Consider the following 971-nt stretch of genomic DNA (forward strand, 5'->3'; position numbering starts at 1 on the left):
GTATACCGGTATACTAACGGATACAAAATACAACAGGTATACCGGTATATGCAAGCATATTTATAAAAAAACGTATACGCTTATAGCAATGTATATCTTGATATTTGGTTAAAAAAATGCCTCAGACTGTCAAATTGAATGCTTGGGAACAGGAAGCTTTAGAAGAGAGATTCAATTTAATAAATAAAAAATTAATTATGAAAGGATTTAAGCCCCTTAAATCTGAAAGTGAAATAGTGCATAAAATATTAGAGATGACACTAAATAAAGTTGGAATAACTGAAAACGGAAGCTTAAAAATAGAAGAATAAAACAATTAAATAAGAAAAGTTCTCAATAAGCCTGAAAGCTCCGTTATATATAGCTCATAGAGCATATTGCAAAAAACTTTCCGCAGTCAGGCACACTATTAGATAGCAGTGTGCCCTACTCTAAAATGATATTTTCGCTCGTTCGGTCGGTCGGTCTGTCGCTGCGCTCATCCTCCTCTCTCCTCGCTCAAATATCATTAAGATGTCGCATAATGCAGATTAATGTTAAATAACGCCGATTTGCTCTAAAAATAGTTGCAAATCGGCTATGTAACATAATCTGGACTACATTATGCGAAATCAGGCTATCTTAGGGCCTAAGTCTTTGTTTACAACGGTTTTAGTCACATTGATCAACGTTGTTTTTGGGAATTGTCCGCTGAACTCAAGGTTAAATTCGAACTCCATTTCGCATGGAAGCTGAATATCTTTAAAGCGTTGATAATTTCCTGCACCTGGCATTTTCTGAACTGCTGCCTTCATGCCATGACCATTTTTAACTGGAACAAGCACATTGAAATTTGTACTGTCATAATTCACACTGCGGCCAGTCTTCTGATCTGTAAATGTGCCTTGGCTTGGGTCAATACCGATTACGGTAAATACTTGTTTTTGGCTCATGGTTTACGCTCCTAAGCGATTTGTTTAAAACGGAATGTT

General features: G+C 36.3%; 2 protein-coding genes. One reads left to right on the forward strand and one right to left on the reverse strand.

The genetic code is table 11. From position 1 onward, the window contains the following. Positions 1-116: 116 nt before the first annotated feature. A complete protein-coding gene (locus tag J502_RS16095; protein WP_034684720.1) occupies positions 117-311 on the forward strand; it encodes a hypothetical protein in 195 nt (64 codons plus the stop codon). 300 nt (positions 312-611) lie between these two features. On the opposite strand, the gene J502_RS16100 is transcribed toward J502_RS16095, so the two are convergent. Continuing rightward, complete coding sequence (locus J502_RS16100) at positions 612-932, reverse strand: hypothetical protein (RefSeq protein WP_052026715.1); 321 nt, start codon at positions 930-932, stop codon at positions 612-614. Positions 933-971: the final 39 nt, after the last annotated feature.

The sequence above is a fragment of the Acinetobacter sp. 1294596 genome, assembly GCF_000582925.1.
In the GTDB taxonomy this organism is placed as follows: domain Bacteria; phylum Pseudomonadota; class Gammaproteobacteria; order Pseudomonadales; family Moraxellaceae; genus Acinetobacter; species Acinetobacter radioresistens.

Excerpts from the sequence above, each read along its gene's own strand:
- J502_RS16100 (WP_052026715.1), bottom strand. The coding sequence starts at position 932 with ATGAGCCAAAAACAAGTATTTACCGTAATCGGTATTGACCCAAGCCAA.
- J502_RS16095 (WP_034684720.1), top strand. The coding sequence starts at position 117 with ATGCCTCAGACTGTCAAATTGAATGCTTGGGAACAGGAAGCTTTAGAA.